Here is a 26,942-nt window from a genome sequence, read left to right on the forward strand (position 1 = left end):
CAATATTGTACTGTAACTTGTAGTTGAGAACAAAAAAACTTGTATCCGTTTTCCGAAATAGAAAAGAACATGTGCGTATATCCGTTTAGATAAATATCTAAGTATAGGTAGGGAATCTCTTTTGAGCGACCAACAGGCTAAAGCATGGATTATGAACAAGAGAGCAGATCCAACGCTCGGAAGGAAGCCCACTGGAACAGTAATCCCTTCTCAAATGGATAAAACGAGCTCGTTAATAACCACTTAGGGAGAATTGAATGTGCTTTTGTATCAAGGTGTGAAAACATATGCGAGGTCGTACTCTGTGCTGATTTGACATTGTTATGGACAAGAACTTAATCCCATTATCGTACCGGATAACAATATGCTTCTATTAATGATAGGCGATTAACTAATCGTTATTTGGCTAATTCATTAAGCTACACAAGCTAATCGCTTGTCATTGAACTCAAGCACTGACCCATAGGGAACTGATCCATACTGGGAAATCACTGAGAATTATTTTGGAGAACAAGGATAAAAAATGGAGTATGAGGCAGCGGAACAGTTGGAATAGAGTCCTAAGCTCTCAAAGTACACGAAAAATGGTATGCATTCATCTGTCCGTTTTTTATCGTAAGTATCAATTGGAATTAAAATCTATAATTAACATTAAGTTTACACAATAAATACAATTATGCATATTTAATGTTATAAAATAGAAAATATAGTCATTTAGAGAGTGTTTATCAACTAAACACTTGAAAGTCGAAGGGAGATTCTATCTGTGAAAAAATTAATTACAGCTGCATTATCCATCGCACTGTGCCTTGAAGTTGTTGTTCCTACGGTGATGCTTGCAGCTCCAAATGCATTAGAAGCTAGCGTTAGTCAACTTTCACAAGAAAAACAAGACTTTATTTTCTTAGAAGGAAAGCCGGGAGACGCATATCTTGTATATACGTACGAAAGTAATGGAGATACGTATAAAGTTGAAGAAAGAGCTAATAAGGATTTTACTGAGGTTAATAGTACAATATATGTGAAGAACGCTGAAGGGGAATTTGTTGAGCATGCAATTCAAACTGCTATTATCGATACCCAAAATTCTCTTTTCCAAGTTACTACTAATGAGAATGGAGTAATTGAAACAGAAACACAAAATTTTGGTGTCGATACAACTGACCTCTCAACTATCCCAAATATTCCTGTGCGTCCTGATAGAGGTGATTTGATTACCCCTTTTGATAGCTATATGGGAGGTGCAGTATCTGCGTGGTACTATGGTTCCTGGACGAATGGTAGCAGCAAAATAGAAAGATATACTGTCACTGCCGTGACGGCATTACTTATTGGGCTAGCAACCGCTGCAAACCCTTCCGCTGCAGTGGCGACATCAGTTATAGGTACTATGGCTCTTACCATTGTTCAAGATCAATATCCACTTGTATATTATAAACGGCGGTATGCAGAAAAAAAATCCTTGGTCGCTACAACTGTCATTGTCGGATCTAAATGGGATACTATTTTTTATAGTGATTCATCCCGTACGAATGAATTAAATCGTACAACCGCAACAAAATTTTTGAACGGGTATGTGGCGGATTAAAATGAATTTAAAAATTTTCCTTCAAAACTTCTTAGGATTCTTCATACTCTGCAGCTTAGTATTTATTGGATTCAATATGTTAATACGACATAAATCGTGGGATGAAATCGATCATATGTTAAACTTATTCAGCGCAATTATCATTAGCTTAGTAGTAGGTCTTTCAAAGGCAAGGAAGTAATTTTCTCTACGTAATCTCTCTAAATGACTATAAAACTCGTGACTTCACTCATTTATTATGCGCCTTCGGCGCTTTTTTATTTTATATGTGGGCTGTATGTATGGATACTTCAGTACTCGTATGCCACCTCTACTAGTGATATGTTAAAATGGAAGGACATGCAATACCAAAGAAATTCCACAATGAACATATCCTCACTCTAAGTGGCTTATTTTATAAACCAAGGATAAACAAATTATTTAATCGCTTGCAGACATAACTTGAAGTCATTAGATGGTTCCGTAAACAGCGAATAGATTAATGAACACTTTTGATAAAAATACTGCTGCATTTATGTCCTTTAAAGAATACAAAATGATAATCAATCGATATGTGTGGAATAAGGAAATAAATGGTAATTGGAGTAGGCCTTCCTTTATCTATTGGGGCTTCCCGGGATTTCAAGTGGCTAAAAACAACTTCCGTAATTAGCTGCTCCTATTCAGCCATTATTATTTGCCAGATATATACGCGGGGGACATCGATGAGTATGTGGAAGTAGGTGCAATGATTGCTTATTTTGATTAAGTACGATGTAAACACGATAGATAGTGAGGGCAGAAGACGGCTATCTAAAGTGGCAAAGAAGTGTGTAGATCACGGACAACGTGTACAGAATTCCGTATTTGAATGTATATGGACGTTACCCAGTTTAGACGATTAAGATTTGAACTGGAAGAATTGATTGATAAGGATTCAGATAGTCTTCGATTCTATAACTTAGGTGATAAGTACAAAAGTAAAGTCCAACGGGTTGGAGCCAAAGATTCTTATGATATCGATGATCTATTAATACTCTAGCAGGTGCGAATGCCAAGCTCACATGGTTTCCCTGGGGGATTCGCACCACGAAATATGTCGAAAAGGTCTTTTTTGTGACCTTTTGGCAATGATTTTATGTCATAAGAGTTTTAAAGTAGTAGAAATATCGAAAATACGTTAATAGCTATCCTTGAAAACTAGTTTTTACGTCACTTTTCGCTGTCGCACTCTGTATGGAGTGCGTGGATTGAAATGAATTTGTTTGATGGTGAAGATTTAACAGAATTTAGTCGCACTCTGTATGGAGTGCGTGGATTGAAATCTCCAACTTGTTTTTCTTTAGGAGCGGCGCGAGTACGTCGCACTCTGTATGGAGTGCGTGGATAGAAATATCCGCAATTCGGTAACATATGCGCCCTTTTTAGTCGCACTCTGTATGGAGTGCGTGGATTGAAATACATCCCACGTCTTGCCCTGTGGGTTGCGTATGAAGTCGCACTCTGTATGGAGTGCGTGGATTGAAATTCTTAGCGCGCAGTTCCCGCAGGTCTGGGTTTTTGGTCGCACTCTGTATGGAGTGCGTGGATTGAAATAATCTGATTGGGTTGTGCAGTTTGATTACTCTACGTCGCACTCTGTATGGAGTGCGTGGATTGAAATTCTCGTAAAGACCGCAAGCCGGAGACCGTACCAGAGTCGCACTCTGTATGGAGTGCGTGGATTGAAATTCCGAAGTGACGGGCAATGAATGCTGAAGCTATGGGTCGCACTCTGTATGGAGTGCTTGGATTGAAATTATACATGGCAAATGCCCCCAACATCGCTCCAGCGTCGCACTCTGTATGGAGTGCGTGGATTGAAATCCTTACGCCTTTGCTCAAGCAGCACTCTTCGAGGTGTCGCACTCTGTATGGAGTGCGTGGATTGAAATCTTTAGCATATTGTAGACCTTCCGGGCAAGCCTGTCGCACTCTGTATGGAGTGCGTGGATTGAAATTTCCTGCGAGAGTCGGTCACCCGTCTCACCTACTCGTCGCACTCTGTATGGAGTGCGTGGATTGAAATCAGTACATGACGCCGCCACTCAAGACGCTAAACGGGTCGCACTCCGTATGGATTACGTGGGTTGAAATCGTGATGGTGCTAAATTGTCGCGTCTACGAATAGTCGCATTCTGTATGGGGTGCGTGGATTGAAATCTCGCTGTAGTACTCACGAGTCTTCTGAGCACCGTCGCACTCCGTATGGAGTGTGTGGATTGAAATATTGTCCATAATGACCAGTATAATAGGAAATAACTCACATTGAAGAAGTACATTGGAACGGTGAATACCTACTTGTGAGTGAGAAAGTTATAGGACACATGAACATGTAAAACAGCTCTGGGCTTACATGCTGACGCTGAAATCACTAAGCATTAGAAATGCAATTTCAAATAACTTTACTTGGAATGTATATTACCTGATATGAAAAGTAATACTTGAATATTAAAGTAATACATTATAACATAGGTAATAAAGTAGGAGGTAGTAGTGTATGAGTGTGTATGAATCAGGTAAGGTAACTTCAAAAGGACAGGTTACAATTCCAGTTGAGGTAAGGAAACAACTGGGTATAGCTACAGGCGACAAAATCATTGTGATTATCCAAAATGGGGAAGCAAAATTAGAAGTTAGGAAACAGAAAAAGTTAACTGATCTTGTAGGGATCTTAAAGACGGGTCAAGAACATGATCTTCAGGAAGCTAGGAAGTCAGTGATAGACATGGTGGGAGTCAGTTACAAAAAAGGGGAATAGCAATGGATTTTTTGGCTGATACAAACATATTAGTAAGATTGTTCACTCAAGACGATAAGGAGCAGATTGAAAAAGTTTCTGAAATGCTAGATAGCGGAGATATTCAGATGATGGTTTCATCACCAGTAATTATCGAAACATGTTGGGTACTGAAATCACATTACAAGCATCCTAATGTTGATGTAGGAAATGCCCTGCTTAATCTATCGCAAATTGATAACATTATCTTTGAGGAAGTTTACATGAAAGATGCGTTAAGGCTGTTTGTGGAAAAGGGTAACGTTGACATTGTGGACTGTTATCTTAGCGCAAAGTCAAAAACAATTAACATGCCAGTCGTAACATGGGACGGTGATTTTAAGAAGCTTGGGTGCGAGTATTACAAGCCAGATCAATTTTAAATGTTTGGGGTTATATGCGGGGACCTAAGGTAAGTGGAACCAGCAGAAGCATTAATATTACAGGTAAAGAATGATGGTACAAGTATTCTAAGTTGCACTTTATGGAGGGCGTGGATTGGAACTGTTTAGCAAGTTTCCAATACCAGAATGCGTTTTGGTCGAAATCTGTAAGGAGTGCTACCAAATAATTTCAGCAGCAATAAAAAACGTTATTTACAACTACCACTCGCCAAAAGTTTGGTGCCTGAAGTACATGGAATCGTTTGATCAACTGCTTCCCGAATTATTTCTAACCTAACGATGTCTATGTTTTACTGTGTCACTATCTATAAAGCTTTATAAGGGACGATAAGAAGAAAGCGAACGAATTGTTTGCAATCTCGTCTGATTCACCCTCTACAGTTACTCCTTTTCCCTAATTATTCCCATGGCTGCAAGAGCAATTGTCTTCTTCCTGCTATAAAAATTATACTTTCTCTATTCACATTCTGTATAGCGATATTCTCCGTTTGCTTACTGATTGATTGCATTAGTAGAGTGATGCTCTCTATATACATATGCCTGCATGACTGCTGCCTTTCGCCGAATGAAACCGATCTGTCGGTATAACCGAAAAGTCTCAATATATTCCTCCAAAGCGTGTAGAGCATGCTCCATTGTTTGAATTACCTTACCCATGTGAGTCCCCGATATTGATCTTCGATAAGCTATGACTTGCCACGCGGAACAAAATTACTAGGCTCTACTTGGAATGCCGTAACCCGTCTGGACCGATCCTTGTTTCACTAATTCCTTAGCTGCAGCAAATACCATAATGATCTGATGGATGCGGCAGCCGGTCCGGATCAACGGTGCAAGCTTCTGATCGATCAGTTGAATTACCTTCTGTGAGATGGCCATTTCATCAGCTCCTTTATTTTCAGCTGTCGGCGATAAGACAGTCGACGTAAGATATGCCTCGTCTGAGCATCAAATATTGAATCTTCTAATCTCATTAGACGTAATAGATATTGAGGTGAAAAAATGAAAATAAAAACAGTGTGGAAATGGACAAAGATTAGTTGGGGATTACTGTACATATGCTTTGTTGTAATGTTTGTCATAGTCCTAGGTTTTTTTATGGCTGGAATGCTTCAAGATCAAAAAGCATTAATTGATACCGCCGCAATGAGTACAATCACTTTGTTACTTGCTCTGATTTCACTACCAAATTTATTAGTCCAGCTGTTATCCCTTCTCGATTTAAATCAAAAAAAACATATACTGCAACAAAGAAATGTCCCAATTGCAAACATACTATTGACCTGAAGATGACTGAAGATTATTAGATTCAGTACATACGTTTTGTTCGATGAATCTAGCAGGTCCCCCCAACCAACGTTCGACTGGGGAATGCTTCTATTTGGAGGTTTAAGCTACCCCCGCTACCTGCCATGGATGAAATGACAGCAGCGGTAAGCTACAGAAAGAGCTGGATCTGGTAACACTCCCTATGAGTGCGTGGATTGAAATCACCTACCCAAACAGCAGCTCCACAATATGCAATTTAAGGGGCGGGACAAGGAATCCCTTGATTATTAGTTGCACTCTGTATAGAGTGTGTGGGTTGAGATATTTAGAGAAAGTGTGGTGAGGTAATGGCAGATGGTCTTACTCCGTATGGAGTACGTGGATTGAAATATCAACATCATCACTAAGGGTTTTGTAAACGATGGGTCGCACTCTGTATGAAGTTACCATTACCGCAGCCGATGTGGAGTTAACCGAGGAGAATAGAAATGAGAAAGTATTTATTATCTATACTAGTAGTGTTGTTTTCGTTATTCATCGTTTTTCCGTCCAGCACAGCTTCAGCAGCCAATGGTAAAGTCACCTTGAAATCTTACAGTTATAAGGGACAACCATATGTACAAGTTGTAAACCACCCAAACAAGAATGCTGCATCTAAGATGAACAAAGCATTAAAAGCTCATGCTGTTAATGCTGCTTCTGTAGCTAATAGTAGTGATATCAAGCAAAACCAAGATTACTATTACAAGACGAGTGTCCAAACCGCTTACAACAAACAAGGTGCCTTGTCTGTTGTTTATTATTCTTACGTCTATACCGGAGGTATACATGACATGCAATGGGTAGAATCTTTCAACTTCAATTCCAGCAATGGTAATAGAATATACATGAAAGACTTCTTAGACAGCAGAACAAAAATAGTAAGAGCGAATGTGTACCTCCAATCAATTCTTGAAAAAAGAAGTCAAGCTAACCCTGGATCAATTTTGTACACAGATACGATTATAGACATCCAAAAGGGGACGTTTTTCTATAATGACAAAGGATTCACATTAAGATTCAATCCGTATGAGGTGGCTCCATTTTCAGAGGGTTTTGTAGATGTATACATCCCTTATGATATTATCGTAAACGGACAAAACACAGCACCAGTAAAACCGCAAAAGCCACAGATTACTCAGGTTTCCGGAGTGTTAGCATCTGATATACACGTATACTCAAACGACCTCAAAACTTTCTTAGGAACCTTATCAACCAACACTTATGACAGAGAATCTATCTTCAATGAATACGGAACCTACGGAAGCCAGTACAACAGATTAAGCATATGGAACAGTTACGGAAATTACGGGAGTTCATATTCATCAGAGAGCGCGTTTAACGAGTACACTTCTACTCCGCCAGTGCTCGTTTATAAAGGAGAAGTTTTTGGATATGTAACATCAAATACGTATCTCACTAATGGGATTTTACCTTCAAAACTTTTAACGTTTGCTGAATCGTTATAAATCGTAGGCACCCTTCTGGGTGCTTTTTTCATCCGTTAAGAATTCAATTCCAGTAAACAGCATAACCGTATAGCCCTGGCGGTCGCACAAGTTTCCGCGTTTTCTAAGTTGCAGGGAGAGGTAACCTAACCACTGCTCCGATTACGCTCGGTTGGGCTGTTTGATTGAAATCCTTCAGGGGCTGTATTGCACTTTGTATGTATGTGTAAGATGAAATACACTGGCCATTTTTGCAAGGAGATAGAAAGACTTCTATTTTTCGAATCGAATAAGGATAACATTTATAAAAGTTGGGGGGGCATTGTATTTGTAATCCGGGCGGCTGGGGAAAATAAAAGACACTCGCCGGAGTATCTGTATGTGGGTACAATTTATATTTTTGTCCGATTTTTGGTGAGTGATGTCATCTGCTGAAAGGAGGTGATCGCTTGAACTTCATTTCCGCACAAGTTGTTTCATTTTATTAAAAACTATTGCCCAATTGGGGGGATTTAATACTAGAGGAAGATTGAATCTTAAATAGAATTAAGAGAGGTTCTTTTATCAATAATTATTCAAAAAGCAATTATAGGAACTCTTGCAACATGAACATAAAATTATTTTATTGGAAAGTAGAACCGGTTTGTGTTTGTAAATCTCGTAGATCAATGTGAAATGTAGGAAAGTTAATCTCTATAAAGTAAATCCCCCCAAAAAAACACCTTTTTTCAGATTCACTAAAAAAGTATAGTCTCGCATCGTATAGCTTTGAGATATCCTCTTTATCTACTCCTCTATAAATTCAACGACCTCTTCTATTCGGCATTGAAGCTCTTCGCAAATTCGTGCGATTACACTTAACGCAACGAACTCTCCATTAGACATTTTGGCTAGTGTAGAAGGAGAAATACCTAGTTGAGTACGCAGATAAGTTTTAGTTTTGTCCTTTTTGATCAGAGTTATTTCCATTGGTTTATAGCTAGGTTTTAATGCCATCATTAACCTCCAAGAAAGCATGTATATACGTGTATTTTATTGAATATGGACTATAAATACAAGAAGGCGAACTTTTTGTACGAATAATTATTGAACAAAAGTTTGATTTGTTGTACTATATGTATAATAAATCGAACTTTTTATTTTATAAAACGTATTAAATGTTTTTGGTATGGAGGCGATACCTCAGATGAAGAGTTACTATGCATGAAATATGATTTTAGTTTAAGTATCAATGAAGATTGTGAGGTTGCAAGGAAAAGCATGTAATTGTACATCTCTGATAAGTTAAAAGAGATAAGAGAGTTTATGACGATTTAATGAAAAGAGGTGTTCCTGAGTATGTCAAACCTTATTGAATTAGCTTCTATAGTGGTAGGTCCTTTAGATGACGGCCAGGATTTTGATATTTATCAAGGCTATGTTATGAATGAAAGTTATATCTTTTTCCTTGACGAAGGATCGCTATGGCTACGCCATGTGCATAAAGTTGCGCATGTAGAACACTTATATATTAATGGAGATAGCGGAGGGATAGTTCTCGCCGAACACACACAAGGAAATATAAAAGAACTGATAGAGTCAATCATGAATAGATTGTGTGGCATGGATGCTTTGACTTTTCTCACGGAAGTCTTATTGTGGACCCCAGAACGCGTTGATATGAATTTGAGGCTTGATCGATTTCAAAAAAATTAGATACGATGGTCATATTAGTACCATATAGAATGAGATCAAATAAATTGGATATTTTTTAAAATGTTATTTTATGAAAATGAAAGCTCTAAATCAACAAAGATTAGACCTATAAAAAGCGCTACTTTAATGGTATGAACGTAAAGCTCACATAAAAAATCTCTAGGAGATCCGCACATCGAAAAATTTCGATTAAGCTTGTAGCGCTCCTTTGGCAACATATTTCTTGAGTTAAATAGATTATCTGTATTAATATGAATTTATTATCATTTAATAAAAGACTAAATAATGTTAAAAATATCTTTTGAGAAACGTCTATACTACACTTTCTGCTGTCACATCCTAAATGAAGTGCCAGGAGACGATTAATGCATTCACATGTAAATGCAAAAATTCCTTGGGGTCTTGAACCACATACCCAAGCTTTATTGTTGGAAAGACAATTCGTGTGAATAAGGATAATATACTTCGATGCTCTGGAAGTAGGTGTAATGATTGCTTATTTCGGTATGTTGTAAGCATGAGAGACATTGGGCTATCAAACTGGTAAAAAGAGTGTAGATTACAGATAGCGAGTACAAAAATTGGTGTTTGAATGTTTACTGGAAGCTGCCAGTTTGGACGACTCAGATTCGAACTGGAATGGGTGATCCATTAATACTTTAACTGGTGCGAATGCCAAGCTCACATGATTTTCCTAGGAGATTCGCACCTCGAAAATTGTCGAAAACGTCTGGTTTGTGACCTTTTGGTAACGATTTCATGTTAAAGTGATTTGAGTAATGGTTATAAAGAAGTTGTAATAGCGAAAAGACGTATATATCTTCTCATTAAATAGGGGGATTACGTTGTTTTTCGCTGTCGCACTCTGTATGGAGTGCGTGGATTGAAATCTGTAGTGCTGTAACCAGATGTTGAAGGCTGTGTCGTCGCACTCTGTATGGAGTGCGTGGATTGAAATCGCCTCGCGCCACAATAACATCTCCTTTGATAAGTCGCACTCTGTATGGAGTGCGTGGATTGAAATCATGGGTTACCTCCTAGAATTGACCTGGATTCCAGTCGCACTCTGTATGGAGTGCGTGGATTGAAATTTAAGGATCGGCATGAAACGGGCTTTGATCGCCGCGTCGCACTCTGTATGGAGTGCGTGGATTGAAATTCCAAGTTGTAGTACATATCATCCACAAGCACATCACGTCGCACTCTGTATGGAGTGCGTGGATTGAAATCTCAACCAATTTTTGTTTTGCAAACCAAAGCATTTGTCGCACTCTGTATGGAGTGCGTGGATTGAAATTCATAGCGATCATTATAGTTCTTGAATGCGCCATCGTCGCACTCTGTATGGAGTGCGTGGATTGAAATACTTCATTTGCCAAGTCGTTACACGGTTAAACAAAGTCGCACTCTGTATGGAGTGCGTGGATTGAAATTATCGGGGTTCATGCATGTCGCCCTCCTTCATAGTCGCACTCTGTATGGAGTGCGTGGATTGAAATATACGCCCAGTATCCTTGAACTTCCCCGGTGTATGGTCGCACTCTGTATGGAGTGCGTGGATTGAAATTGTGTAACACGGCACATTAAATACTGGTCTACCTCGTCGCACTCTGTATGGAGTGCGTGGATTGAAATCCTCGAAGTCATTCGCAGTCAGCGACTTTACGCCAAGTCGCACTCTGTATGGAGTGCGCGGATTGAAATTCGAACTTAATCTTGTTTAGTTCAGCCATGGCTTCGTCGCACTCTGTATGGAGTGCGTGGATTGAAATATTCTGAGATAGTCCACGTCGAAAATGGCCTTATGTCGCACTCTGTATGGAGTGTGTGGATTGAAATAATTCCAATAATTCTACTATACTCGGCTGCTTGAGGTCGCACTCTGTGTGAGTGCAATAGATAAAATAGAGTAAAGGGAGTTATCCATTTGCGAATAAGATGGAACATTATGAAATAGAAGTGAGGGAGTATGCATATGCATGCGGTAGTGACAATATTATTCGGTTAGTAGGTATAGGTATCAAGACGATTACTATTTCGAAGACACAACAATCTTGACCAGAATAAACTATCCTACTTACAAATAAACCTACCTAGTGAACGTAACTTATATAGTACCTAGAGCAATCCAACAAAAATTTTCCGAAGCATCTGATGAAGTAAGTAACTTGTATCAGAAGTTCATGGATTATGCTTTAGAGCTTTATAAAGAAGAGATGTTTCATTATGGATACGGAGACGTAACGTAATCAGATGAAGAGTTATGAAAAGAACTCTTAACTTATAAAGAGCCTTTGTACAGGACTTTTATTCACTTTTGATGTAACCAACAGTGTTGGGAAAAATTGTGCTCTGACTTTAGGTCACCTTAACTATAGTTTTCAATTTCCTAAGCTACTGTGAGTAAATCAGATCCAATAAATTGAACTTTATAACTTCAGGGATGAGAAAGTGAGTTTTGCCTTATCTACTACTGAGAAATTACATTTCAAACAGAGACGAAGGCCTTTACTGATCTTCGTCTCTGTTTGTTTTTGGAGAGTTTTTTTCAATGGCTGCAATTAAATCCTCTATTTTTGGACGATATACAGAGAAAATGTTCTTTTTTTTCGGTCCAATAAAGTGAATTTTTTCATTGTCAAGAATTGAGATGTCTTCAATAATAATAAATCCTTTATCAAGTTTGTCATTAGGGGATGCTATAGATGAGAGTAGCAATCTGTTATTAAAAGTAACTTTATATATTAGTAAAGGGGTATACTGGTATTTCTCGAGATAAATCCAGTGGTATATTATTTCTTTTTTTTCTGCCCAATTGATAGTAATAGGCATAACTACTAAATAGATCACAAAGTAGAGCACTAGATCAGAAATTTTAAATATAATATCATCTCTATTTAATATTGAAGCTATCAGTAAGATGCAGCCTGAGGCCAAGGTTGCTCCAAGACTAGATAAAATTAAAATTTTAATTATTTTCCGATAAAGAGTCTTTCGTGGAGTTAACAATTTTCGTTCATGCTTATTAGCTAACAATAGGAGTATACCTGAAATAATGACTAAAGGTGAAAGAGTGGAAACCGAGAAAGTGAACCAATTTTCTTTTAAGCTTTCAAACATGTACACACCGCCCTCTGATTTGTAATATCTATATCGGAACTTATGATTATTAATTTTATATTTATGAAATTCAAAAGAATTGTGTAATGTCATAATTAGTGAGAATTGTAATTTATGCAATGTTATTCAACTCTATTGAATCAAGAACAATCAGTTTTATAATATTATGTCGCCTCTGGGCTTGATCAATGTTGTATTGGACGAAATGAGAAAAACGTACGATAAGAAGTTTAAGAAAAAGACAGTTGACCTCTATCTCAAAAGGGGTTGGATATAAGAGTTGAGCGCGTGAAATGGGGATTGACGATGCCTTGGTTCACCGAGCAGCAAAAAGTTTGAAGTGATTAAGGAATTGCTTCATAAGAATTACAACCTTAGTCTACTATGCAACCTGGTTAGAGTATCTAGAAGTGATTAAACCGACGAACGAACATATCGCCGAAGCAACTCAAAGGCGAGGGATGAGACTTAAAATCGTCGAATGCTACGAGAGGTTCAAAGGTATATATGGATACCGCAGAGTGAAAATCTGGCTGAAGCGCACCTACGCCATCCATATGAGCCACAAGTGTGTACAGCGAATCATGGACGAATATTAGGACTTCAGACAGTTCTTCGGAGGAAAAGAACTTACTACGGCAAGAAAGAGGCTTACGTCATTTCGGATAACCATCTAAATAGAAATTAACAAACCAGCCGAACCATTGAAGGACAGGAAAATTTAAAACTTATGGATACGGGCTCTATAATATTATGCTTCAGAACGGTTTAGCTGCTCAGCTAACAAAGGAAGTACAATTTGCATGATGAATAAAAAAATTCTCTTTTAACAATGAAATATTCATAATTGTTTGTTGTGAACAGTGATAGTAACCGTCTTCAAAACATGTTAAATCATAGTATTCAAATGAAAAAAAATGTTGTAAAGTTTACTCTAGTAGTTATAAAGAACTAGAATATTTCCAACAAAATCATAAGGAAGTGAATATAGATGGTATACGGATTTGTTTCTGTAGTTTTACTTTCGGTTGCATTAGCATATGTCCTTTACATACGTAAATCTAGGTCTCGGATTAAAATTAATCACACGTATACGTCGAAAGCAGGTGTATTTCGAATGGAAGGCCTGACGAAGCGATTTGTCATTTGTAAGGATGAGCGATTCGAGTTTTTAGTTGAAGACGGTATCATTACAGCATGTAAGGATCGTAAGATACATACCGATTTTGTGTATTACAATACGGAGGATAAAGACAATGATTAATAAAATGAAACAGTTTGCTAGTAATGTACTTGATCGTTCAGCAGACCTAGTTCAAGGCATGACGGGAGAAAAAGAGCGGAGAGAACAAGTTGATCGATTAAAACGATTATACGATATATATAGAAGCGATATCAGTCTCTTGATTGAAAAAATAAATAGAACAGTCAATCGATTCAATAATCGCATTGAAGAACTCAACAAGGTTCGGGAAACTAAGATCAAACGAAATGTTGCTTATTTAGGTATGTTTCTTTCCCAATTTGGTAATATCAATTCGGTCAAAGATTTTACAGCAGAGGAACAGCAAAATCAGATTGAACTACCTCATAAGAAATTTGAAGCGATCGATGATTATATTGAGAAGATTGATTGGAGCAAGGGTGATGTTTTCGCAAAGACATTCTTCAAAACTATGTTGGGTGTAACTGTTGAAACAAGAAATAAGAATAAAAAGACGGCTCAACGAATCGAGGAATTCACAATTGAGGGTAATCAGATGTTGGAAAATAGTAAATTGAAATTGCGATTTGTAGAAGAAGATATTCAAATAATAGATATGTATCAAAAAAGTGTTGAGTCCATTAGTGACACGATTGAGTCAAAAGTCATGCCAGAACTGGAGCTGATTCAGGCCTTCTTACAATGTGAGACTTTAAAAAATCAACTGATTGCCAATCAAGAACTGTCTGTAACCACAGTAACTGATCCAGGATTATTAGCTACTAGCCGGTACCAGAAACACTATAAATTTGTGAAGAATGCTTTATTTTTCTTCGTTATATCTTCTAGAATTTATAATACTCCTGTACTAACAAATTTGCTGACTAATGAAAAGCATGAAAAAGAACGAGAAGCTGTTTCTAATTACAGACGTATCGTAACGAAACAACGTGAGAAAATTGAACAATATCGTATAGGCTGAGGGGAAAGGACTGTATATGAATATTCGACAAGTAGTACATAGTAGAGCAATACTTCTGGAACAGGAACAGAGACTTTACGAATCAGCAATCACAAATATTAACCTAGAAATGAAAAAACTACTCAACAATGATTTCGGATCACAGTTAATTAGAAATTCTGGTAGAGACCTGGCAGGTGAACTCGTTCGGAATTTCTTTGATACTTCGGATTATCATATTACTGTTGATCAAATGATGCGAAGAATATTGGAGTTCAATTACGATGATGAATATGATCCACTTGCTGCAGGACAAGACGTACAAAAACTAGTCTTCAACTACAATGATCCCGATAATGCTGAAACTATGAAAACGATAATGAACGATTTGGAAAATTCGAAACAAAAATTGTTTGAAAAGAGTGAGAGTGCTCATCCGCGTTATAAAGACTCTGGAATGATTCAAAAGGGGAAGAAACAATACCGAGAGCGTCGTCATTCAGAGGGTTCAATGCAGGATGATTACACAGAAGGTATAGAAGCCTCAAGGTTAAACTCTCAAGGCAAACGAGTGAGTCAGTTACATGTGGAGCACACGCAGGCATTAAGCTCAGCATATGTCTACAACCGTTATTTGAAGGACAAAGCAGAAGATAGGATTAAAGAATTTTATAATTCTTCGGATAATTTCACAATGATGTTTGAAACTGCCAACCAATCCAAAGGCGATGTTAGAGTAGAGGTAAGCGTGAAGGTAAAAAATGAAGATGGTGTGAGCTACGAAAAAGTAGATATAACTCATCGAGCAACTCCACATGAGATGGCAAACGCGGTTGCCAGTCGCTGGGAACACCTTCAAGGCGAACCGAAGAAAAAACTTCAGGATAGTGGATATCTTGACGGGAATGGGAAAGTCTCAAAACAAGTGAAATCCGAACTAGTTAAAAATTATCGCAAGTCACAAAATGAAGAAAGTAAAGTCATATTGCAGGAGACAGACTATAAGAAGGTCGTCAATGATGCTGGTAAACATACCACAAAGTCTTTGAGCAAAATCGTTGCCGGACAAGTCGTCTATTATGCAGTACCTGCCCTTATTTATGAGATTCGGGTCATCTTAAAGAATAGGAAACTCAAATTAAAAGAAGTATTAAGGAAACTCGAGAAAGCAGGAGAACGAGTGGTTCGGTACGTGTATTCCAAAATAGGATCTATATTTAAAAATATAATGAATCAAGGGCTGAAAAAGTTTTTGAAGTCCTTCTTTGATATCCTGATTAATCTTGTGAAAGCTACTGTAAAGCGGATGCTTAAACTTGCTAAGAGTCTTGTACTGTCCCTCGTCGATGCAGCAAGAATTATTGGCGATAAAAATGCCACTCCAAGTCAAAAGGCAGATGCCGTCTTTAATTTAATATCCGTGACGGTAACATCTTTTGTACTAGAGATGTTATTTGAATATGTAGAACGACAGTTTGCTATCCCAGAACCATTATTATTACCATTACAAATAATTGCTACAGTCCTCTGTTCTAATCTAGTTATGCTTGTTTTGGAGAAAGCTGATCTTTTTAGTGTTCGTCATGGTCTTCTCATGGCAAATATTCAAAAGGTATTTCAACGTGAAAATGAACTGTACTTGCAAGAGCTAGAGGGACTGACTTCTTCACAACAGAGGGGGACAGAACTAAGGCTCAAGGAGATTGCTTTCGAGATCGAAGAGACCAAGCAACGTTTACAGGAGATTGATCCACATAAAGATTCTGTTATTCATGAGCTTGAAAAGATAAATCGACTGTTCGATATGAATATCGACTTCGAAAAAGAATGGAAAAGCTATTTGGGGGTTGCATACTAATATGCTCTATATCATTGGGATAATTTTAATTATTATTGTGATCTCTGTTTGCTGTTCAATGTTAAATAGTCGATAACAGGAGATTTGGAAATTGATTAATATGGAGTTAAGAAAAAGGTTTAAGACCTTATATGATGACGTTGGGATAGTACCGTTATGTAATCGAAAACGAGACAGGGCTCCTCACATAGGACAATTCTGTTTCCCGCTATGTTGGAGATGCTCGAGCGTTGCTTTAGGACTGACAGTTTGTTACGCGCTTCATAGTATTATTCCAGATGGGAAAATCGATTGGAGTATGAGTGTGTTAGCAACTACATCAATCGTCTTAATTTTCCCCATGATATGGGATGGTTGGAGACAATATGTTAAGGGAAAAGAAAGTACAAATTGGCGACGAATACTTACTGGAACGTTGTGTGGAGTGGGTCTCTGGTACACTACAAAATGGTTAGTTGCTCTTATGTGCTAGAACTGTTTACGGTTAAGAAACAAGATATTCAGATTAAGATTTGATGGTTAACTAAACATCTCATCACTTTTTGCACTAACAGTGAGAACGCCCAAATAAGAATGAATTTACACTGACTATATAGACTTAATCAAAATAAATTCAGGTAGTGTCCCAAAGATGACGATGATCTGACATTAAGCGTTGTACTAAATAGCCTGAGATAATTCTCGATAACAAATATTTAGCTAGTTTAACTTTGAGGGTTTTAATTAGATAATATCACTTCGTTTTCCTTCTATATTTTTCTTGAAAAACAATATGTAAAAGTTATTGTATATCTTACATTCTTAATTGTCATTAGTGTATACACATGAGTCATACTAGAGAAGCGGTAGCATATTGCTCGCTTGCAACAAAATCAAAACACTTAACGCAGGAGTAGCAAGTTTGGGGCGCACCCCTTATGGAGTGCGTGGATTGAAATACCTGACGCTCTAGTAGCGTGTACTGGCGCTTTATGTCGCACTCTGTATGGAGTGCGTGGATTGAAATTCAACTAAAGTTTGAATTAGAGGATAAAATGAACCGTCGCACTCCGTATGGAGTGCGTGGATTGAAACATTGGTCGATACGTCAAGTCATAGACCTTGTTATTACGTCGCACTCCGTATGGAGTCCGTGGATTGAAATAGACCACGAGTTTTATAGAGGGCTGCCTCTTCAGGTCGCACTCCGTATGTGGATTAAAATGAATCATAGACCGAACAGCAAGCGAAGACCTTGGTTTGTCGTACTCCGTATGGAGTGCGTGGATTGAAATTTCTCTGCCTGGTACTTGGCCTTAAGTGCATCTTGGTCCCACACCGTATGGAAGTGCGTGGATTGAAATATAATAAGCTTGGATTGATGCACACGTCTTACTTCGTCGCACTCTGTATAGAGTGCACGGATTGAGATGTACTGATGTAAAGAACAACTGCAATCAAAACATTGTCCATGCATTTTTAACTCGTGGATTTCAATTAATCAAAGTAAGGTTGAGCAGGTGAAAGTAAAATAAAAAAATGGATATTACGAAAAAGCCTTACATGAGCACGTGTAAGGCTTTTTGTGATATCCATTATTAAAAATCTCACATTGCTCCTTAACAATATATTACATAATATTCTATAAATATAAGAGGGATTGAAGGTATATGTTCTTTTGTGTCGAATTTGAATGTGAGTCTTATTGCCTGATTAGATGGGTTAATAGTCCTTGGATAATGGATGTGGTGCTCCTTAGATCCACATCGTTTAATTACTCTTAATTCTTAGGTTAATTTCATGTGCAAGTAAGTAACATGTTACATCTCATTTTTAATTAAGATCTAATTTGTTCTTAGATGCGACTACTAGCCTGATAGAGTCTCACTAAACCATAGAGAAGATATAGTAAACCTAAGAAATGATATTCTTCTTTTAAAGCAAGAGTAATGCTTATTATAGAGTTACATATACACCATCGGAGGTAAACAATATGGCGATTTTTGAAGAGAGTTGTAACGAACATACGACGAAAGAACCTAATGTTCTAGAACTGATTGAAAAAAATTATAGACAGTTGAATCAAATGATGGTTGAAGAGATTGAAATTGCCTCAGCCCATGGTGGCATTACAGGCAGCGGCCGAGAAATGATGTGGATGAAATTCTTCAGAAATATCATTCCACTTAAGTATTCGCTGGCTCAAGGAGTGATCATTATCGATTCTCACAATAATCGTTCACGGGAAGTGGACATCGCAGTTTATGATGAGCAATACACTCCTTATGTGTTCCAGCATAATACGTTGAAGTTTATTCCAATTGAAGCAGTGGTGATTGCCATTGAATGCAAAAGTGATAAATGGAAAGATGACGGACTTATTAAATGGGCCGAAAGTATACGGGAGTTAAAGGCGACTGCTTCCGGGGTTGCCCGAATGGCAACAGGTTATATAAGCGGTCTTACGAATTTAACACAGCAACAAACTAGACCAATCCTTATTCTTGCAAGCAATTTCAAACGTGTGAACGAAGATACCATTCATGCTAATATAGATAAAATTAAAAACAGCTTCGACTTCATATTACTCAAGCAATCAGTAAGTAGGAGTAACGGCGCAACAAGCCAGTTTAAGCTTGTTGTGCCCAGTGAAAATGAAAAACTTGGCTGGTGGGGAAGCCGGTTAAACGGATCACAGGAAGAAGACAATTTAAAGATTGTTGTTACCCAGGATCACAGAATACGCCTAAAAGAAGCTAAAGAGAGTGGGAAATATAGTGAGCTTAAGATATCTGAAGAATATGATTCTTTAGAGAATACTCTTTTAGATTTGCGAATCCCAGATAATGAGCTCTTAACACTTAACTTTCAACTTAATCAGCTCCTCATGTTACTTAATAACCCGATGATGTTTCCGCATTTTGCATATGCAAAGGCTTTTAAGAAGATTGGTGAAAATAAAAAGTTGTGAAGGAGAAATCTATGGGAAGAAATTTGGAGAGTCCTCGAACACGCTTGATTACCGACGATCTAGCAGAAATAAGCTATACGGTTAATAGAGCTAACACGTATACCATTGCTCTTGTAACTCCGATGTTTGGGGGAGGACATGAGACTGGCCAGGTTGATGCAAATCGACTAATTCGTGAAAGTACAATTCGTGGTCAATTGCGGTTTTGGTGGAGAGCAACGCGAGGAGCCAGATTCAAGAACACCTATGAATTACGGCAAAGAGAAGCTGAGATATTTGGAGATACAGTAACTCCAAGTAGTGTGAGAGTTACTGTGAATCAGAGGATAGAGACCAAGATAGAAAGTTATACGGTGGGTAGCAAGAATAAGCCCTTCCCAGACTATATATTTCAGGAAACTGATCAGGATCGAAAAACAGGAAAAAAGATAAATTATGCATCCGGATGTCAATTTGATCTTGAAGTACAGTGGTCTCAACAAGCCATTGAACTGAAAACAAACGATCCGATAAGGTTCCAAGAATTAGTAAAGGATATCAATGCCGCTTTATGGGGCTGGATTAATTTTGGAGGAATCGGCTCCAGGACACGTAGAGGTTGTGGTAGCTTATATTGTATGGAATTTTCGCCTAATGAAAAGGAGTGTACCAAGAGCAATTTCCCGAAGTGGTTGGATAGTCGAATTAAAGATTACGAATTGGTATTACCCACTGCAAGCGAGCATAGAGAATGGCCCACGCTTAACCCAAGAATGTTAATCGATTTTATTCAACAAGGGAACAACTCTACATGGAGAAATGTTATAAGAGTTTATAAAGATTTTCGTAGAAGAGCAAAACAAAATGAGGTTTTCGATGAGAGGAAACAGCAAATGGTTAAAAGGCCGGGAAGAAGCTACTGGCCAGAAGCAGATTCAATACGTAAAACACTTGATATGGCTCATATTAAGCATGATAAGCCTACACACTACTATCTATCAGGAACAAAGGAGGAAGTGACCGCGTTTCCTCGAGCGGAACTAGGTATGCCAATCATTTTTCAGTTTAAATCTATCCGTGAATCTACAGAAAAGTATAAAGGGCGTATTCAAACAAAGAAGATCCCAGTAGAACCATATAAGACACAGCTTACTCCTAAAGACAAAGACCGCTTAGCTTCACCGATTATCTTAAAACCACTCGCTTTCAATTGTACTCGTAGTGTTGGTCTCATCGCAGTGCTTAACCATCCACCAGTAGAGCAACTAGATTTGACTGTACTAGAAAAGGAAAAAGATAAAGGGTATAGCGTAAATAAAAGCTCCAAACCATTACACTATAAAAACAGTCCGATGATCGATGACTATGATGATCAGAAAGTATATTCATCTGCTGTCGATGCTTTTGTACACAGTAGGGAGGTCAAGAGATTTTGGAAAATAACCAGCTCCATAAGACACTAATACTCATATCCATTGGTCCTGTACAAGAATTTATAGCCCAGGCTCGCAGAACACGCGACCTATGGTTTGGCTCCTTTTTGCTTTCGGAACTGAGCAAAGCAGGAGGCGAAAAATTTATAGAACTTGGTGGGACCCTTGTGTATCCGGTACTTAATGTGCAGGATTCAGCAAGCTTCTCCTATGCAAGTGCGCCCAACAAAATATTGGGAGAGATTACAACGGATAATCCGAAGGAGGTGGCTCAGAAGGTCCGTAGCGCAATCATTATGAAGTGGAAAGAATATACCAAAAGAGCTCAAAAAATAGTAGATTTTAGCATCAATATTGGTACATGGAAACGCCAAGTTAACGATGTTGTAGAATTCTATGCTTCTTGGATTAGCCTGGATCGAGTGAAGGAGGCAGACGCGTACCGTAGCTCTGGAAAAAGCGTATATAACTATGCACTCGAACAAGCTGAGTCGCTCTTAGCAGCTCGAAAGCAGTTAAGGGATTTCAAGCCAAACGAACCCGGTGTCATGTATGGAGAGAAAAAATCAACACTTGATGGTGGCCGTGAATCAGTATGGCGTGAACACGAACAATATAAGTCCAGATTGACGAGATATGGAATTAAAGAGCATGAGACACTTGATGCAATATCCGTTGTTAAACGCTTGTCGCTGAAATTGATTCCTGAACAACAACAGTTTCCGTCAGTCTGTGAGGTGGCTTATTTGCCTTATCGGGATCTGATTCGCCAAGATGCTGTCTTAGGTAAGGCTGTTATGAAATATTTAGAGGATGTGGATCAGTTGGTGAATCGTAATAAACGATCTCACCTTGCTGCAGAACAGATCCAAGAATCAGCGTGTATTACATATGATGAAGCCCGATTATTTTATGACCGCCGAATTGAAGATTATCTCGAAGAAGTCATACAATTGGAGGCTTCTCAGAGAGAACCATTACTCAAGCAAATAATGGGATTGCTAGAAAGACTTTATCAAGGAGACTATGGGGATGGCGGGAGTTTGAAGCGTCCGAGCCCATATTATGCCTTTCTGATTGCAGACGGAGATCATATGGGCAAGCAGTTACGCAGCATCACGGACATTCACAGTCATATCCGGTTTTCTGAGGCCTTATCTGACTTTTCATCTAAAGCGGCAACCCTGATGAAGAAGCATCAAGGGCAACTTGTATATGGTGGTGGAGACGATGTAATGGCTTATTTGCCTGTACATCAATGTTTGGATGCCGCACAGGAGCTACGCGATTGTTTCATAGAAACAATGAAATCTGTCATCTCTCCAGATTCAGAGATTCCACCAACTCTTTCTATCGGGATTGTCATTGCACACATGCTTGAGCCACTGGAGGAAGTAAGACTGATGGCTCATCAAGCCGAAAAGCTGGCTAAAGAGACACGAGATGCATTTGCCATTCATTTTCATAAACGAGGTGGTGGTGACGTCATGAAGGTTTCATTTCCGTTTAAGGAAGAGCCAATCCTTAAAATGAGAAGCATTCGCGAATGGAGGGCCCAGTCGTATTTTTCGGTCAAATTTGCCTATGAACTGCGAGAGATATACACGACGTATATGAAAATGTCGCGAGAGTCGAGCTGGGTTAAGGATAATGAAAACTTCGGACAGCTTATTCAAATGGAGATCGAACGTCTTGCTCTGAAGAAGAAACCTGAGGGCATTTCTCATGAGAAATTGCACAAATGGATTGAAGAAGAATTGAAACCGATATATCAACCAGGGAACCGACCACTGGAACAATTGAGAAGGATGGCGGAGCAGTTTATTGTAGCCATTCAACTAGAAGAGGTGGGGCAACGACATGAATAAATGGCTAAAAGCACAACCCATTGACCCTATTATGATTCGAGATGGGAGACCTTTTAATGCTATTCCGGGAATTCGAGCCCACACCTTAAGCGACGTCACCCCAAGTGTAATGGCAGGAACCATTCGCACAATGCTAGCCAAACAGCGACAGGCGCAGCATGGGAAATCATCGCCTCTGGACTATTATGCAAAGTTACCAGTGCGTGGGCCATTATACCATTGGCAGGCAAGTCTTTATTTTCCGATGCCGCGGGATGCCGAAGTATATGAAGATAATGGATTAATCGGATTACATAAAGTGATGCCGTGTGATCCGGATAGCGATACATTAAAAGAAGAAGGGCAAGGCTTCTTCGGCGTAGGGACAGAAGGCAGACTGCACAATCAGCTTTGGCCACCGCTGGGAGCAGGGTTGCATAAAGAGATGAAAAAAGCACCTGCTTATGTTTCTGCGCATTGGATGAAAGATTGGCTGACTGATGAAGTCCCTTCAAAAGAAATTGCTAAGGATATTGCTGTCTGGCAGAGGGAAGTTGAAATTAGGAAGAACGAACCTTCTCTGTATAATGCAGATGGAGATCCTGCTTCACAGAAGGCACCTTCCTTTTTACAAGCGTTCGAGCGGCAAGAGCGAACGCATATCTCTATAGATGAGGAACGCCAAGTAGCTAAGGATCAGCACCTGTATTCAACGGAGTCACTTGTTTTTCCAGATGGTTTGTCATTGCATTCCTCAGTTACGCTACCTGCAAATGAACCAGGTTGGACAGGAGATCTATCGGAATTGCATACAATGGGCGGCGAGCGAAGATTAGTACATTTCAGCGAAGTACCGGCGGCAGAATCCTTATGGCAGTGTCCAGAAGAAATCACGGATGCCCTCCAAGGTGCTAAATATATTCGAATGGTTTTAGCAACACCGGCATTTTTCCGCAAGGGCTGGCAACCTGGTTGGTTAAATGAGCATCTAGAATCAAAGGACCTTTATGACACAGGTGTCAAACTCAGACTTCTGTGGGCATGTGTTCCGAGATGGCAGCCAGTATCCGGTTGGAGTTATGCGCATGGACGAAAGGGAACGAATGAAAAGGCTGTGCGACGACTTGTGCCTGCGGGCAGTGTATATTTCTTTAAGGTGATCGAGGGAAGTGCAGCTACGCTTGCAGAAAAAATGTGGCTGCAGTCTGTATCAGATGCAAACCGGCGTAAGGGAGCATTTGACCAAGAGGATGGATTTGGTCTTGCTTTATGGGGAAAATGGACTCCAGACACAGAACAAGATATCGACAAAAGAAGGAGTGAATAATATGGAGCTCACGAGTAGATTTTTCTGGCTACACTGTTTATCTCCGTTACATATAGGTTCTGGTGAGGGGATAGGTGTTATTGATATGCCTATCCAACGTGAGAAAGTGACAGAATGGCCCATGATTCCTGGTAGTAGCCTCAAAGGGGTTCACCGGGATTATTACAGGCTGAATGGCAAAAATGAAGCTTGGATTAATAAGGCATTTGGCCAAGCAGGAGATCAAGATGGTGCAGCTGGTGCACTTGTAATGACGGACGGACGCATATTGGCATTTCCTGTTGCAAGCCGATATGGCACATTTGCGTATGTAACTTGCCCTTTGGTCTTAAAACGCTTGAGACGTGACGCACAAGCAGCAGGTCTAGCGATGGATATTCCCGATTTAGAAGTTTTCGAAAGTGAGACTGCTGGAGCAGACGAAGTCTGGGTGAGTGAATCTTCAGTGATTCGCTCAGGAGAGAAAGAGAAATTGAATATCTTCTTGGATGAGTTTGAGGGTAAGGCGAGTGTATCAACCTCTTTTACTAAATGGGCAATTACGATCAGCAATTATCTATTTGAGGATGCTCCATCCAGAGAACTTTGGACAGAGCGCCTGGCTCTCGTTAGCGATGAAGTCTTTCAATATTTTACGACAATGTGTTGTGAAGTAACTCCGCGGATTCGTATCAATGAAGACACCAAGACAACCGTCAAGGGAGCACTTTGGTATGAAGAATATGTTCCTACAGAAGCCGTTTTTTATGGACTGATTTGGTGTGATCGTGTAGGAGGAAGTTTCGAACTCCAAGCGCGCAATCAACTTCTGGAAGAATTGGAAGATAGTACTTTGATTCTGCAATTAGGTGGAAATACGACAATTGGGAAAGGTCGCACGCGCTTTCTCATATCAGGAGGCTGTGTCTGATGATATCATCCCAACAAAAGTATGCTCAGGTTGCATATGAGAGCGTTATGATGGTGAAAAGAGAATCGGACGATAAAAGAAATGCTACTTTTGCCCAACAGTATGGTCAACTCTGTCATCGATTTCCTTCACTTGTGATAACCAATGGGTTGCGCCTTGCGACAGCATTTTTTGAAGCTAAAAGTGGATCGGATAATAGCGGGAGAGTGTACCAAGTGTATTTACAAGATATGAAAAGCGCAGTTGGTCAGGAACTGGGTGGTATTGGGGAACGGAATATTGAATATCTTCATTTGTCCCGTAAAGTATTACAAGCTTCGGTTTGGTTTAAGAGGTACACAGAGGCTATCTTAAAAGTTGAACAGGGAGCGGAACTGATAGAGTTACTCGATGAAGATCTGGATGGCACTGTGGCGGGGGACAACACATGAATGTACATCTTGCATTAACGAAGAGCCACTGGGCTATATCAAATGATGGATGCAGTATAGAACATATAATTAAGAAGAGACAAGATAAGCAGCAACTTTATCATAATGTTATTGATAAGTATAGAACGGAATGGAAGAACGGTAGAAATGATTGGTACAAAGCATGCTATGAGAGATATTACAGTGATAACAATTTTGATAGTTGCCCAACACTTCAATTTCTTGTCGAATCCAAAACACCGCTTGTTATAGGGCATGGTGGGACATCTGTGTTAGAGACAAGCTTGACCTTGCATCGGATATATGGTGTTCCATATTTGCCTGCAACGTCGCTGAAAGGCCTTGCTGCGCATTATGCACATAACATCCTTGGTGAAACCCATTCAGCGCTTAGGCGTGAAGGTGAGGACTACAAAGTATTGTTCGGGACGCAGCAATCAGCAGGATTTATTCAGTTTCATGATGCACTGGTAACGCCGGATACGGCCCAAGAGGCACTGAAACTCGATGTGTTTACGCCACATCACCAGGATTATAACGGTATTGTTATCGCAGAAGTACAGTTTAATAAAACGTATCCTGCTCCACGCGATGACGATTCGCCTGTTCCTATTCCGTTCTTGACGGCAAATGGTCAATTTCAAATCGCACTTGCATGTGAGGGGGAAACAGAACTAGCCAATGAATGGTTGTCTCTGGCCAAAGATATACTGTCTAAAGCACTTGCAAATGAAGGGATTGGAGCTAAAACAAATGTGGGTTATGGAAGGATGGTATAGTAGGATTACGAAATCTGAAAACCTAAGTGATGTTATTATACGAAGCAATATCAATTAAAATATAACTTTTGAATTTAATTCAGGATCCAAACGAAACTGTGTAAACATAGTAATTCAACTTTTTCGGTGTATTAATTTGAGCAATATCTATTCCTATATATGACGCTTAATGATTGCTTATTTTGATTACGTATGATGTAAGCAAGATAGGCAGTGAAGACCCAAGAAGGCTGTTAAATTGGGAGAAAGTATGTGAATTAGGGACAGCGTACCAAGCTCATTGTTTGAACGATACTGGGTGCTGCTTGTTTAGTGATAAGATTCGAACTGGAAGAATTAATTGATAAGGATACTGATAGTCTTCGATTTTATAACTTAGGTGATAATTACAAAAGTAAAGTCCAACATGTAGGAGCGAAAGATTCCTATGATATGGGGGATTGTAGCAGGTGCGAATGCCAAGCTCACATGATTTCCCTGGGGGATTCGCACCTCGAAAATTGTCGAAAAGGTCATTTTTGTGACCTTTTGGCAATGATTTATAGTCAAAAATTTGTAATAACCGTTTTAAAGTAGTAGAAATATCGAAAATGCGTTAATAGTTATTCTTGCAACATGTTTATTACGTCACTTTTCGCTGTCGCACTCTGTATGGAGTGCGTGGATTGAAATCGCCTGTAAATCACGCGTACTTACCGTTGATAAGTGTCGCACTCTGTATGGAGTGCGTGGATTGAAATTCCCTGACGCGTATTAGTGTACACTCCGCGTTGCGTCGCACTCTGTATGGAGTGCGTGGATTGAAATAAGAATCACCAAAGCCTGCACATAACTTTCCCTAGTCGCACTCTGTATGGAGTGCGTGGATTGAAATTTTATCGATCAAATGCCAGTTTCGAATCT

General features: G+C 39.2%; 21 protein-coding genes, 2 pseudogenes and 3 CRISPR repeat arrays (1 of these 26 running past the window's edge). Of the genes and pseudogenes, 20 read left to right on the plus strand and 3 right to left on the minus strand.

Annotated features, from left to right (window positions below):
* Nucleotides 1–766 precede the first annotated feature (766 nt).
* From V6668_RS30620 to V6668_RS30635, 4 genes and pseudogenes are all read left to right on the plus strand, one after another.
* Nucleotides 767–1,588 carry a hypothetical protein gene (locus tag V6668_RS30620; protein ID WP_101314306.1) on the plus strand — a complete coding sequence of 274 codons (822 nt, stop codon included), beginning with the start codon at nucleotides 767–769 and terminating at the stop codon, nucleotides 1,586–1,588.
* Nucleotides 1,589–2,319: 731 nt separating this feature from the next.
* Nucleotides 2,320–2,609 (plus strand): annotated as a pseudogene (cas2, locus tag V6668_RS30625) (CRISPR-associated endonuclease Cas2).
* Nucleotides 2,610–2,791: 182 nt separating this feature from the next.
* A CRISPR array of direct repeats spans nucleotides 2,792–3,835; the repeat unit is 33 nt; unit sequence GTCGCACTCTGTATGGAGTGCGTGGATTGAAAT.
* Between the two features lie 271 nt (nucleotides 3,836–4,106).
* Nucleotides 4,107–4,367, plus strand: a complete 261-nt coding sequence (locus tag V6668_RS30630) for an AbrB/MazE/SpoVT family DNA-binding domain-containing protein (RefSeq protein WP_091036854.1) — start codon at nucleotides 4,107–4,109, stop codon at nucleotides 4,365–4,367.
* A gap of 2 nt (nucleotides 4,368–4,369) precedes the next feature.
* On the plus strand, nucleotides 4,370–4,768 hold the full coding sequence (locus V6668_RS30635; protein WP_149847030.1) for a PIN domain-containing protein: 399 nt from the start codon (nucleotides 4,370–4,372) through the stop codon (nucleotides 4,766–4,768).
* A 735-nt stretch (nucleotides 4,769–5,503) separates the two neighbouring features.
* Here the strand turns inward: V6668_RS30635 and V6668_RS30640 are convergent.
* Nucleotides 5,504–5,668: a hypothetical protein gene (locus tag V6668_RS30640; RefSeq protein ID WP_338709142.1), complete on the minus strand. Its 165-nt coding sequence runs from the start codon at nucleotides 5,666–5,668 to the stop codon at nucleotides 5,504–5,506.
* A gap of 219 nt (nucleotides 5,669–5,887) precedes the next feature.
* Here V6668_RS30640 and V6668_RS30645 point away from each other — a divergent pair, with 219 nt between their 5' ends.
* Entirely contained in the window at nucleotides 5,888–6,076 is a 189-nt protein-coding gene (locus V6668_RS30645) for a hypothetical protein (RefSeq protein WP_338709143.1), read from the plus strand.
* A 470-nt stretch (nucleotides 6,077–6,546) separates the two neighbouring features.
* On the plus strand, nucleotides 6,547–7,566 hold the full coding sequence (locus V6668_RS30650; RefSeq protein WP_338709144.1) for a DUF3298 and DUF4163 domain-containing protein: 1,020 nt from the start codon (nucleotides 6,547–6,549) through the stop codon (nucleotides 7,564–7,566).
* Nucleotides 7,567–8,331: 765 nt separating this feature from the next.
* Here V6668_RS30650 and V6668_RS30655 read toward each other — a convergent pair.
* The gene (locus tag V6668_RS30655) at nucleotides 8,332–8,541 is read right to left on the minus strand and encodes a helix-turn-helix domain-containing protein (protein WP_091036871.1); all 210 of its coding nucleotides are present in this window, start codon (nucleotides 8,539–8,541) and stop codon (nucleotides 8,332–8,334) included.
* Between the two features lie 342 nt (nucleotides 8,542–8,883).
* On the opposite strand from V6668_RS30655, the gene V6668_RS30660 reads away from it, so the two are divergent.
* Entirely contained in the window at nucleotides 8,884–9,240 is a 357-nt protein-coding gene (locus tag V6668_RS30660; RefSeq protein ID WP_101314303.1) for a hypothetical protein, read from the plus strand.
* 857 nt (nucleotides 9,241–10,097) lie between these two features.
* A CRISPR array of direct repeats spans nucleotides 10,098–11,079; the repeat unit is 33 nt; unit sequence GTCGCACTCTGTATGGAGTGCGTGGATTGAAAT.
* A gap of 669 nt (nucleotides 11,080–11,748) precedes the next feature.
* On the opposite strand, the gene V6668_RS30665 is transcribed toward V6668_RS30660, so the two are convergent.
* Nucleotides 11,749–12,360, minus strand: a complete 612-nt coding sequence (locus V6668_RS30665; protein ID WP_338709145.1) for a hypothetical protein — start codon at nucleotides 12,358–12,360, stop codon at nucleotides 11,749–11,751.
* 461 nt (nucleotides 12,361–12,821) lie between these two features.
* Between V6668_RS30665 and V6668_RS32255 the strand changes: the two genes are divergently transcribed.
* From V6668_RS32255 to V6668_RS32265, 13 genes and pseudogenes are all read left to right on the plus strand, one after another.
* The gene (locus V6668_RS32255) at nucleotides 12,822–12,959 is read left to right on the plus strand and encodes a transposase (RefSeq protein WP_422395300.1); all 138 of its coding nucleotides are present in this window, start codon (nucleotides 12,822–12,824) and stop codon (nucleotides 12,957–12,959) included.
* A 518-nt stretch (nucleotides 12,960–13,477) separates the two neighbouring features.
* Complete coding sequence (locus tag V6668_RS30670) at nucleotides 13,478–13,624, plus strand: hypothetical protein (RefSeq protein ID WP_176872963.1); 147 nt, start codon at nucleotides 13,478–13,480, stop codon at nucleotides 13,622–13,624.
* Nucleotides 13,617–14,546, plus strand: coding sequence for a hypothetical protein (locus V6668_RS30675; protein WP_338709146.1), 930 nt, complete (start codon nucleotides 13,617–13,619; stop codon nucleotides 14,544–14,546). The genes V6668_RS30670 and V6668_RS30675 overlap by 8 nt, the downstream gene beginning before the upstream one ends.
* A 16-nt stretch (nucleotides 14,547–14,562) precedes the next feature.
* Entirely contained in the window at nucleotides 14,563–16,383 is a 1,821-nt protein-coding gene (locus tag V6668_RS30680; protein WP_338709147.1) for a hypothetical protein, read from the plus strand.
* 100 nt (nucleotides 16,384–16,483) lie between these two features.
* Complete coding sequence (locus tag V6668_RS32260) at nucleotides 16,484–16,855, plus strand: DUF2085 domain-containing protein (protein ID WP_422395301.1); 372 nt, start codon at nucleotides 16,484–16,486, stop codon at nucleotides 16,853–16,855.
* Nucleotides 16,856–18,355: 1,500 nt separating this feature from the next.
* Nucleotides 18,356–19,333, plus strand: a complete 978-nt coding sequence (locus V6668_RS30685; RefSeq protein WP_338709148.1) for a DUF6602 domain-containing protein — start codon at nucleotides 18,356–18,358, stop codon at nucleotides 19,331–19,333.
* An 11-nt stretch (nucleotides 19,334–19,344) separates the two neighbouring features.
* Complete coding sequence (cmr1, locus tag V6668_RS30690; RefSeq protein WP_338709149.1) at nucleotides 19,345–20,775, plus strand: type III-B CRISPR module RAMP protein Cmr1; 1,431 nt, start codon at nucleotides 19,345–19,347, stop codon at nucleotides 20,773–20,775.
* Nucleotides 20,745–22,613 (plus strand): type III-B CRISPR-associated protein Cas10/Cmr2, encoded by a 1,869-nt coding sequence (cas10, locus tag V6668_RS30695; RefSeq protein WP_338709150.1) that lies wholly within the window; start codon nucleotides 20,745–20,747, stop codon nucleotides 22,611–22,613. The genes cmr1 and cas10 overlap by 31 nt, the downstream gene beginning before the upstream one ends.
* On the plus strand, nucleotides 22,606–23,919 hold the full coding sequence (gene cmr3 / locus V6668_RS30700) for a type III-B CRISPR module-associated protein Cmr3 (protein ID WP_338709151.1): 1,314 nt from the start codon (nucleotides 22,606–22,608) through the stop codon (nucleotides 23,917–23,919). Before cas10 ends, cmr3 begins: the two co-directional genes overlap by 8 nt.
* 1 nt (nucleotide 23,920) lies before the next feature.
* Entirely contained in the window at nucleotides 23,921–24,829 is a 909-nt protein-coding gene (gene cmr4, locus V6668_RS30705; RefSeq protein WP_338709152.1) for a type III-B CRISPR module RAMP protein Cmr4, read from the plus strand.
* Nucleotides 24,829–25,260: a type III-B CRISPR module-associated protein Cmr5 gene (gene cmr5 / locus V6668_RS30710; protein WP_338709153.1), complete on the plus strand. Its 432-nt coding sequence runs from the start codon at nucleotides 24,829–24,831 to the stop codon at nucleotides 25,258–25,260. The genes cmr4 and cmr5 overlap by 1 nt, the downstream gene beginning before the upstream one ends.
* Nucleotides 25,257–26,039: a type III-B CRISPR module RAMP protein Cmr6 gene (gene cmr6, locus V6668_RS30715; protein ID WP_338709154.1), complete on the plus strand. Its 783-nt coding sequence runs from the start codon at nucleotides 25,257–25,259 to the stop codon at nucleotides 26,037–26,039. The genes cmr5 and cmr6 overlap by 4 nt, the downstream gene beginning before the upstream one ends.
* 321 nt (nucleotides 26,040–26,360) lie before the next feature.
* A pseudogene (locus tag V6668_RS32265) lies at nucleotides 26,361–26,474 on the plus strand (CRISPR-associated endonuclease Cas2); the annotation flags it as partial.
* Nucleotides 26,475–26,678: 204 nt separating this feature from the next.
* Nucleotides 26,679–26,942: direct repeats of the CRISPR family, unit length 33 nt; unit sequence GTCGCACTCTGTATGGAGTGCGTGGATTGAAAT; it runs 578 nt beyond the window's last position.

The sequence above is a fragment of the Paenibacillus amylolyticus genome (genome assembly GCF_036894225.1).
In the GTDB taxonomy this organism is placed as follows: Bacteria; Bacillota; Bacilli; order Paenibacillales; family Paenibacillaceae; genus Paenibacillus; species Paenibacillus amylolyticus.

What these genes read in the sequence shown, in the direction of transcription:
- cmr5 (WP_338709153.1), top strand. Translation starts at nt 24,829, where the DNA reads ATGATATCATCCCAACAAAAGTATGCTCAGGTTGCATATGAGAGCGTT.
- V6668_RS30630 (WP_091036854.1), top strand. Translation starts at nt 4,107, where the DNA reads ATGAGTGTGTATGAATCAGGTAAGGTAACTTCAAAAGGACAGGTTACA.
- V6668_RS30685 (WP_338709148.1), top strand. Translation starts at nt 18,356, where the DNA reads ATGGCGATTTTTGAAGAGAGTTGTAACGAACATACGACGAAAGAACCT.
- V6668_RS32260 (WP_422395301.1), top strand. Translation starts at nt 16,484, where the DNA reads ATGGAGTTAAGAAAAAGGTTTAAGACCTTATATGATGACGTTGGGATA.
- cmr3 (WP_338709151.1), top strand. Translation starts at nt 22,606, where the DNA reads ATGAATAAATGGCTAAAAGCACAACCCATTGACCCTATTATGATTCGA.
- V6668_RS30665 (WP_338709145.1), bottom strand. Translation starts at nt 12,360, where the DNA reads ATGTTTGAAAGCTTAAAAGAAAATTGGTTCACTTTCTCGGTTTCCACT.
- cmr1 (WP_338709149.1), top strand. Translation starts at nt 19,345, where the DNA reads ATGGGAAGAAATTTGGAGAGTCCTCGAACACGCTTGATTACCGACGAT.
- V6668_RS30655 (WP_091036871.1), bottom strand. Translation starts at nt 8,541, where the DNA reads ATGGCATTAAAACCTAGCTATAAACCAATGGAAATAACTCTGATCAAA.
- V6668_RS30645 (WP_338709143.1), top strand. Translation starts at nt 5,888, where the DNA reads ATGGCTGGAATGCTTCAAGATCAAAAAGCATTAATTGATACCGCCGCA.
- cmr6 (WP_338709154.1), top strand. Translation starts at nt 25,257, where the DNA reads ATGAATGTACATCTTGCATTAACGAAGAGCCACTGGGCTATATCAAAT.
- V6668_RS30670 (WP_176872963.1), top strand. Translation starts at nt 13,478, where the DNA reads ATGGAAGGCCTGACGAAGCGATTTGTCATTTGTAAGGATGAGCGATTC.
- V6668_RS30650 (WP_338709144.1), top strand. Translation starts at nt 6,547, where the DNA reads ATGAGAAAGTATTTATTATCTATACTAGTAGTGTTGTTTTCGTTATTC.
- V6668_RS30640 (WP_338709142.1), bottom strand. Translation starts at nt 5,668, where the DNA reads ATGGCCATCTCACAGAAGGTAATTCAACTGATCGATCAGAAGCTTGCA.
- V6668_RS32255 (WP_422395300.1), top strand. Translation starts at nt 12,822, where the DNA reads ATGAGACTTAAAATCGTCGAATGCTACGAGAGGTTCAAAGGTATATAT.
- cmr4 (WP_338709152.1), top strand. Translation starts at nt 23,921, where the DNA reads ATGGAGCTCACGAGTAGATTTTTCTGGCTACACTGTTTATCTCCGTTA.
- V6668_RS30680 (WP_338709147.1), top strand. Translation starts at nt 14,563, where the DNA reads ATGAATATTCGACAAGTAGTACATAGTAGAGCAATACTTCTGGAACAG.
- V6668_RS30635 (WP_149847030.1), top strand. Translation starts at nt 4,370, where the DNA reads ATGGATTTTTTGGCTGATACAAACATATTAGTAAGATTGTTCACTCAA.
- V6668_RS30660 (WP_101314303.1), top strand. Translation starts at nt 8,884, where the DNA reads ATGTCAAACCTTATTGAATTAGCTTCTATAGTGGTAGGTCCTTTAGAT.
- V6668_RS30675 (WP_338709146.1), top strand. Translation starts at nt 13,617, where the DNA reads ATGATTAATAAAATGAAACAGTTTGCTAGTAATGTACTTGATCGTTCA.